Annotated in this window: 9 protein-coding genes; 7 read left to right on the top strand and 2 right to left on the bottom strand. The window is 67.5% G+C overall.

Annotation, left to right across the window (positions count from 1 at the left end; translation table 11 throughout):
- From OS124_RS0107405 to OS124_RS0107385, 5 genes are all read left to right on the top strand, one after another.
- On the top strand, positions 1-1,264 hold a 1,264-nt coding region (locus OS124_RS0107405), incomplete at its 5' end, for a glycine cleavage T C-terminal barrel domain-containing protein (RefSeq protein WP_010138834.1).
- Positions 1,257-1,847 carry a sarcosine oxidase subunit gamma gene (locus OS124_RS0107400; RefSeq protein ID WP_010138833.1) on the top strand — a complete coding sequence of 197 codons (591 nt, stop codon included), beginning with the start codon at positions 1,257-1,259 and terminating at the stop codon, positions 1,845-1,847. The genes OS124_RS0107405 and OS124_RS0107400, both read left to right, overlap by 8 nt.
- Positions 1,848-2,052: 205 nt before the next feature.
- A complete protein-coding gene (locus OS124_RS0107395) occupies positions 2,053-2,652 on the top strand; it encodes a superoxide dismutase (RefSeq protein WP_010138832.1) in 600 nt (199 codons plus the stop codon).
- A 153-nt stretch (positions 2,653-2,805) separates the two neighbouring features.
- Positions 2,806-3,039, top strand: a complete 234-nt coding sequence (locus OS124_RS0107390) for a hypothetical protein (protein ID WP_010138831.1) — start codon at positions 2,806-2,808, stop codon at positions 3,037-3,039.
- Positions 3,039-3,503 carry a host attachment family protein gene (locus OS124_RS0107385; protein WP_010138830.1) on the top strand — a complete coding sequence of 155 codons (465 nt, stop codon included), beginning with the start codon at positions 3,039-3,041 and terminating at the stop codon, positions 3,501-3,503. The genes OS124_RS0107390 and OS124_RS0107385 overlap by 1 nt, the downstream gene beginning before the upstream one ends.
- Before the next feature lie 52 nt (positions 3,504-3,555).
- Here the strand turns inward: OS124_RS0107385 and OS124_RS0107380 are convergent, their stop codons facing one another.
- Positions 3,556-4,119, bottom strand: coding sequence for a TIGR00730 family Rossman fold protein (locus tag OS124_RS0107380; protein WP_010138829.1), 564 nt, complete (start codon positions 4,117-4,119; stop codon positions 3,556-3,558).
- A gap of 111 nt (positions 4,120-4,230) precedes the next feature.
- Here OS124_RS0107380 and OS124_RS25995 point away from each other — a divergent pair, with 111 nt between their 5' ends.
- Positions 4,231-5,625, top strand: a complete 1,395-nt coding sequence (locus tag OS124_RS25995; RefSeq protein WP_010138828.1) for a LysM peptidoglycan-binding domain-containing protein — start codon at positions 4,231-4,233, stop codon at positions 5,623-5,625.
- Between the two features lie 15 nt (positions 5,626-5,640).
- On the opposite strand, the gene OS124_RS0107370 is transcribed toward OS124_RS25995, so the two are convergent.
- The gene (locus OS124_RS0107370; RefSeq protein WP_010138827.1) at positions 5,641-6,024 is read right to left on the bottom strand and encodes an ArsR/SmtB family transcription factor; all 384 of its coding nucleotides are present in this window, start codon (positions 6,022-6,024) and stop codon (positions 5,641-5,643) included.
- A gap of 136 nt (positions 6,025-6,160) precedes the next feature.
- On the opposite strand from OS124_RS0107370, the gene OS124_RS23985 reads away from it, so the two are divergent.
- On the top strand, positions 6,161-7,339 hold a 1,179-nt coding region (locus tag OS124_RS23985; protein ID WP_010138826.1), incomplete at its 3' end, for an ABC transporter transmembrane domain-containing protein.

Below are 7,339 nucleotides of genomic sequence, written 5' to 3'. Positions count from 1 at the left end.
GCAGGTCGGCACCACCACCTTCCGACCGCCCTACACGCCGATCTCGATGGGCGCCATCGCCGGTCAGGGCCGGGGAGAGACCTTCCAGCCGCTGCGCCGCACCCCGATCCACGCCTGGCACGAAGCCCATGGCGTGCAGTGGGAACCGGTCGGCCATTGGCGCCGCCCCTACGCCTTCCCGAAGGCCGGCGAAAGCACCCATGACGCGGTCAACCGCGAGATCACCACGGTGCGCGAGAAGGTCGGCCTGCTGGATGCCTCGACGCTGGGCAAGCTGATCGTCAAGGGGCCGGACGCGGGCCGCTTCCTCGACATGCTCTACACGAACATGATGTCCACCCTGAAGCCGGGGCGCTGCCGCTACGGGCTGATGTGCAACGAGAACGGCTTCCTGATCGACGACGGCGTCATGGCGCGCATCGACGAGAACACCTTCCTCTGCCACACCACCACCGGCGGCGCGGACACCATCCATGCCCATATGGAGGAATGGCTGCAGACCGAATGGTGGGACATGAAGGTGCATGTCGCCAACGTGACCGAGCAATACGGCCAGATCGGTGTCGTCGGTCCCATGGCGCGCCAGCTGCTCGAGGTGCTGGGCACCCCGGAGATCAGCAAGGAAGAGCTGCCCTTCATGGCCTGGGCGGATCGCACCGTGGGCGGCATTCCCTGCCGGATCTACCGCATCTCCTTCTCGGGCGAACTCAGCTACGAGCTGTCGGTGCCGGCGGGCCAGGCGCTGGCCCTCTGGGAGGCGCTGATGCAGGCCGGGCACGGGTTGGGCGTCGCCCCCTACGGCACCGAGGCGCTGCACGTGCTGCGGGCCGAGAAGGGCTTCATCATGATCGGGGACGAGACCGACGGCACCGTGACGCCGCAGGACCTGAATATGCACTGGGCGATCTCGAAGAAGAAAGAGGACTACCTGGGCAAGCGCGGCCAGATGCGCAGCCACCTCTCCAGCCCCGACCGCTGGAAGCTGGTCGGCCTGCTGAGCGAGGACAGCTCGGTGCTGGAGGACGGGGCCTATATCCTCGACGCGGGCGAGAACGACCGTGGCCAGCGCAACATGCAGGGCCGCATCACCTCGACCTACTATTCGCCGACGCTCTGCCGGGGAATTGCCATGGCGCTGCTGAAGCACGGGCCCGACCGCATGGGCGAGGTGGTGCAGGTGACGAAACTGGGCGCAGAGCCGGTCTTGGCGAAGGTCGTCGACCCGGTGTTCTACGACAAGGACGGAGAGAAGCAGGATGTCTGATCTGACGGGACCGGCGCCGGTGACGGCGCTTGGCGGCGCGGCCTTCGACGGCTACGTCCGCATCGCGGAAGAGCCGCAGCGCGCCATGTTCACCCTGCGGGGCGATCTCTCGGCGGCAGCGCTGACGACGGCGGCCACGGTGCTGGCGGCGGTCGACATGCCCGAGCGTGGCCGCATCGCGCTGAACGGAGAGAGCGCCATCGCCTGGATGTCGCCGGACGAGTTGCTGCTGATGGTGCCCTGGTCCGGCCATGCCAGCGCCATGGCCCAGCTTGATGCCGCGCTGCAGGATCCGGCGCTGAACTGGACCGATGTCAGCCAGGCGCGCACGCTGTTGTCGATCTCGGGCCCCGACGGGCTGGTGCGGGAGGTCGCGGCCAAGCTGGCGCCGGTGGATTTCTCGCCCGAGGCCTTCACGCCCGGCAGCTTCCGCCGCTCGCGCATCGGCCAGGTGGCCGGCGCCTTCTGGTGCCCCGGGCCGGGCCGCATCGAGGTGGTCTGTTTCCGCTCGGTCGCCGACTACGTCTTCGCCCTGCTCAGGGACGCGGCGCGTCCGGGCAGCGAGGTCGGGCTTTTCGCCTGAGCCCCGGGGGCCTTGAAAGCACTGTGGACAGGGCCGGCAGAGCCATGCCGGCCCTTCGCGAATACGGCCCCCACCGGGGCGGCATCATTTTGCGAAACAACCGGCTGTGCGAAGGTGCACGGGGATATTCCCTTGACCTTCCGCTCAGGGAAATACCATGTAAGCGCAGACGTGATAACCCAAATCCAGGAAAGGGGGCCCTCCCATGGCTTTTGAACTTCCCGATCTTCCCTATGCCCACGACGCGCTCGAAGCGCTTGGCATGTCCAAGGAGACGCTGGAATACCACCACGATATCCACCACAAGGCCTATGTCGACAATGGCAACAAGGCCATCGCCGGCACCGAGTGGGAAGGCAAGTCGGTCGAAGAGATCATCAAGGGCACCTATGACGCCAATGCCGTCGCCCAGAATGGCATCTTCAACAACGCGTCGCAGTTCTGGAACCACAACCAGTTCTGGGAAATGATGGGTCCGAACCAGACCGGCCTGCCGGGCGAGCTGGAAAAGGCCCTGGTCGAGTCCTTCGGCTCGGTCGACAAGTTCAAGGAAGAGTTCTCGGCCGCCGGCGCCGGTCAGTTCGGCTCGGGCTGGGCCTGGCTGGTCAAGGACACCGACGGCGCGCTGAAGGTCACCAAGACCGAAAACGGCGTCAACCCGCTGTGCTTCGGCCAGACCGCCCTGCTGGGCTGCGACGTGTGGGAACATTCCTACTACATCGACTTCCGCAACAAGCGTCCGGCCTACCTGAGCAACTTCCTCGACAAGCTGGTCAACTGGGAAAACGTGGCCTCGCGCCTATAAGTCCCGGATTGGCGGGCAGGCATCCGCCTGCAGGCTCTCGACCCCCGTGCGGTTCTCCGCGCGGGGGTTTTTCTTTGCGGAACTGCCATGGGCTCCATGCGTTTTCCCCCTGACGGCCCCGAGGAGGGGGCCAGAATGAGAAGGAGACATCTGATGGCAGAGCGCGCACGATCGAAGGATCTGAGCCGCGAGACCGAAGAGGTTCTCGGCGAGACCCCGGAAGAGATGGGGCAGGCGCCGTCCCACGGCGGGCGCAAGGGCGGCGAGATCCAGCGCAAGGTCGGCACCCGGGACGAAGAGAAGATCAACCGGGATGGCAGCTCGGCCGGGCGCACCACGCCCAAGGCGCAGGATCAGGACGGCAGCGGCGACAAGGAGCAGGTGTGATGAGCGAACAGAAGACCGAACTTCCCCACAAGGCCTGGGTGCTGGTTGCCGATGGCGAGAAGGCGCTGTTCATGCGCAATGTCACCGATGGCGCGGATCCCTTCCTCGAGGTCATCCGCAAGGAAGAGCAGGACAATCCCAAGGACATCGACCAGTCTGCCAACCGCCCCGGGCGGATGCAGGACACCGGCGTCGGGCAGCGCTCGGCGCTGGATGACACCGACTGGCACGAGCTGGCGAAAGAGCGTTTCGCCGACGAGCTGGCAGATATGCTCTATGCGCGGGCACATCGTGGCGCTTTCGACCATGTGGTGCTGGTCGCCCCGCCCAAGGTGCTGGGAGAGCTGCGCAAGAAGCTGCACCAGGAGGTGACGCAGCGCGTCATCGCCGAGCTGCCCAAGACGCTGACCAACCACCCGCTTGACGAGATCGAGCGCCAGGTGAAGGCCGACCTGGCCACCTGAGTGCTCTCGCCCCGGCTGGCTGTCCCCCCCGGCCGGGGCCATTTCCTCCGCGTTACGCCCCCTGCTGGGCGAAATGCCGGGCAAGGCTGGTCGCGGCCTCCTGGGCGCCCTCGACGACGCGGATGCTGTGCAGCATCGAGGTCTCGGCAAAGCCCTGGGCGGCGATCTTTTCCAGCATCTGCAGAAGCGGGTCCCAGTAGCCGGCGACATTCATCAGCAGGATGGGTTTCTGGTGCAGGCCCAACTGGCGCCAGGTCAGGATCTCGAAGAACTCGTCCAGGGTGCCGGCCCCGCCGGGCATCACCACGGCGGCGTCGCAATTCATGAACATGACCTTCTTGCGCTCGTGCATGGTCTGGGTGACCACCAGCCGGGCCAGGTCGCTGCGGCCCCGTTCAACACCCAGCAGGTGCTGCGGTATCACTCCGAACAGATCGGCGCCCTCTTCGCGTGCAGTGCGGGCCACTTCGCCCATCAGGCCGACGTCCCCCGCACCATAGACCAGCTGCCAGCCGTTGCGCGCCAGCAGGCGGCCGAACTGCCCCGCCTGGTGCAGATAGGCGGGCTCGAGCCCAGGACGTGAGCCACAATAGACACAGATGGATGCTTTCGTCATGGCGGCTTCCTCCGACAGGTGTTGCGCTTTTGACCGGACTTGTCCGTATTGATATACGGTCGCAACCGCTTCCAAAGGGTCAATAAACTGTCGAAATCTGGGGGATTTGGCGTGAATAAGGCGAAACTGGGCGGCCCTGCCGGCCTTGCGTCTGCGGGTGTCGCGGTCGCGGCACTGGTCGCAGTGGCCATCTGGCAGGGCTGGATCGGCCCGCAGGCTCCGGCCGGACAGGCCGAGGGTGGGGCGCCCGAGATGACCCCCGCCGCCCCCGTTTCTGCCGCAGAGACCCAGAGCGCCGGGGCCCCTTCTACCGAAACTGCGCCTGCCGAAACTGCACCCACAGAGACCCCCGCGATCCTGCCCGAGCCGCCCAGTTTCGACGTGGTCCGGGTCGAGCCCGACGGCACGACTCTCGTGGCGGGCAAGGCCGCGCCCGAATGGTCCGTCACGGTGCTTCTGGATGGCTCCAGGCTGGACGGGGCCGAGGCCGGTGAGGATGGCCGCTTCGTTGCCTTTCTCGATCTGGGCACCTCGGACGAGCCCCGGGTGCTGACCCTGCTGATGACTGATCCGAGCGGCGCCACCGAGATCACCTCGGAAGAACAGGTGATCCTGGCGCCCAGCCCGACGGTGGCCGAGGCCCCGGCCCAGGTCGCGTCCCTGGCGGCTGCCGAGAACGCTGCCGAGGCGCCGGGCACATTGCCGGCGGCACCTTCGGGCGACGCGGCCCCGAGCGCGCCGGCGATTGCCGATGCCGGGGCGGATGCAGGACCCGCGCCCGCAACCGGCAGCGATCCGCGCCTGCCCGAGGCTCAGCAGAGCGCCGGCGCCGAGACCGCTGTGCCCGCCGCGGGCGGGTCCCTGGCCCTGGCTGCAGGATCCGAGGCCCCGGCGAGCGGGGCTGCCGCGCCCGAGGCCCCGGCCGAGATCGCGCCTGAAACCGCAGCCTCTGCCCCTGCCACGCCGACGGTGCTGCTGTCGGACGCCGGCGGCGTGCGGGTGTTGCAGAAGGCGGAGGCACCGCTGGCGGGGGACGAGGTCGTGCTGGACGCGATCTCTTACGACGAGGCGGGGGAGGTGGTGCTGACCGGGCGTGGGCTGGCCGGGGCCTTCGTGCGCGTCTACCTGGATGATGCCGCGATCACCACGGCTCCGATCGCCGAGGACAGCCACTGGCGTGCCGCGCTGCCCGATGTGGCAACCGGCCTCTATCGCCTGCGCATCGACATGCTGAACGAGGCCGGTGATGTCCTGAGCCGCGTCGAGACCCCCTTCCAGCGCGAGGATACCCGCAAGGTCGCGGAGGTTCTGGCCGAAAAGCCGGTGACCCGCGTCACCGTGCAGCCGGGCAATACGCTCTGGGCCATTGCGCGCGATAGCTACGGCGACGGCATCCAGTATGTTCGGGTGTTCGAGGCCAACCGCGCGCTGATCCGGGATCCGAACCTGATCTATCCCGGACAGGTCTTCACCGTTCCCGAGGCCGGGACGTCGGGCGGAGAGTGAACGCGGGGGGCAGGATCAGAGGTGGCGCCCTGCCGAGGGCGCCACGGCCCGGCAGCAGGCGCTGACCTGGGGGTCGCCCCGGCAGCAGTCGTTCAGCAGGTAGTGGATCAGCCCGCCCATGGCGCGCCGGTCGAGCCGGTAGAATACCTGGCGGCCGCGCTTCTCGGCGCTGAGCAGCCCGGCCTGTTCCAATGCGCTCAGGTGAAAGGACAGCCGCGAGGCCGAAACCGCGACCTCGCTGGCGATGACACCGGCCGGAAGCCCGGGGTCCTCCTCGGTGGCGGGACCGGCGCGCATGCAGCCGGCCTCATGTCCGCGACCGACCAGCAGGCGCACGATTTGCAGCCGGGTCTCGTTGGCGAGGGCCGAGAGGGCGTCGAGGGCCTGGGGCTGATCCATCGTTTCAATTACTCATGAAGTGTTGAACTGTCCGAGGGATAGTCTATATCTCGCCCCCGGGCAAGTCCGCGCCCTGCCGGGATCCGGTGCCGTCGCGGCCCTTGCCGTTTCGACAGCCGCCGCCAGAAAGACAGCCATGCGTTCCTCAAGACCCGCGCCCTCGGGCGACAGCCCGACGGACCTTCCCGACAACTCTGGCCGCATCCTTGCAAGGGTTGTGCCCTACTTCTGGCCCTCGGACGAGGCCTGGGTGAAGCGGCGCGTCGTGGCCGCCATGCTGGTGCTGGTGCTGGCAAAGGCCGTGACCGTGGGCACGCCGTTCCTCTACAAGGCCGCCGTCGATGCTCTGGCGGGCGAGGGCGACAGCGCGGGCTGGCTGCTGGCCTATGGCGCGGTCGGGCTGACGCTTGCCTATGGCGTGGCGCGCGCCATGTCGGTGGGGTTCCAGCAGCTGCGTGACGTGATCTTCGCCCGCGTCGGCCAGCGCGCGCTGCGCAAGCTGGCGCTCGAGACCTTCACCCACATCCACCGCCTGTCGATGCGCTATCACCTGACACGCAAGACCGGCGGGCTGAGCCGGATCGTCGAACGCGGCGTGAAGGGGGTGGAATTCCTGCTGCGCTTCCTGGTCTTCTCGATCGGGCCGCTGATCATCGAGCTGGTCATGGTCTCGGTCGTGCTGGCCCTGGTCTTCGACCTTTCCTATGTCGCCGTGGTGGTGGCGGTGATCGCGCTCTACGCGGTCTTCACCTTCCTCGTCTCGGAGTGGCGGGTGAAACTGCGGCGGGTGATGAACGAACAGGACACCGATGCCAACCAGAAGGCGGTCGACAGCCTGCTGAACTTCGAGACCGTCAAGTATTTCGGCGCCGAGGCCCGGGAGGCACGGCGCTACGACAGTGCCATGGCGCGCTACGAGGGGGCGGCGATCAAGACCCAGTACTCGCTGGCCTTCCTGAACTTCGGCCAGTCCCTGCTGATCACTGCAGGCCTTGTCGCGGTCATGGTCATGGCGGCCATCGGCGTCGAGCAGGGACGCCTGACCGTCGGTGACTTCGTGCTGGTCAACAGCTACATGGTGCAGATCTCGATCCCGCTGAACATGCTGGGCACGGTCTACCGCGAGATCCGGCAGGCGCTGGTCGACATGGGCGAGATGTTCCACCTGCTCGACCAGCCCGCCGAGGTGCAGGACGCCCCCGACGCGCGCCGGCTGGAGGTGCGGGGCGGCGAGGTGGTCTTCGACGACGTGCGCTTCGGCTACGATCCCGACCGCGAGATCCTGAAGGGGGTCACCCTGCGCGTGCAGCCGGGA

Origin of the sequence: Oceanicola sp. S124, assembly GCF_000220565.1 — a bacterium.
Taxonomy (GTDB): Bacteria; Pseudomonadota; Alphaproteobacteria; order Rhodobacterales; family Rhodobacteraceae; genus Pseudooceanicola.
Note: the sequence above shows the minus strand (reverse complement) of the source record. Positions and strands in the feature narration are given on the sequence as shown.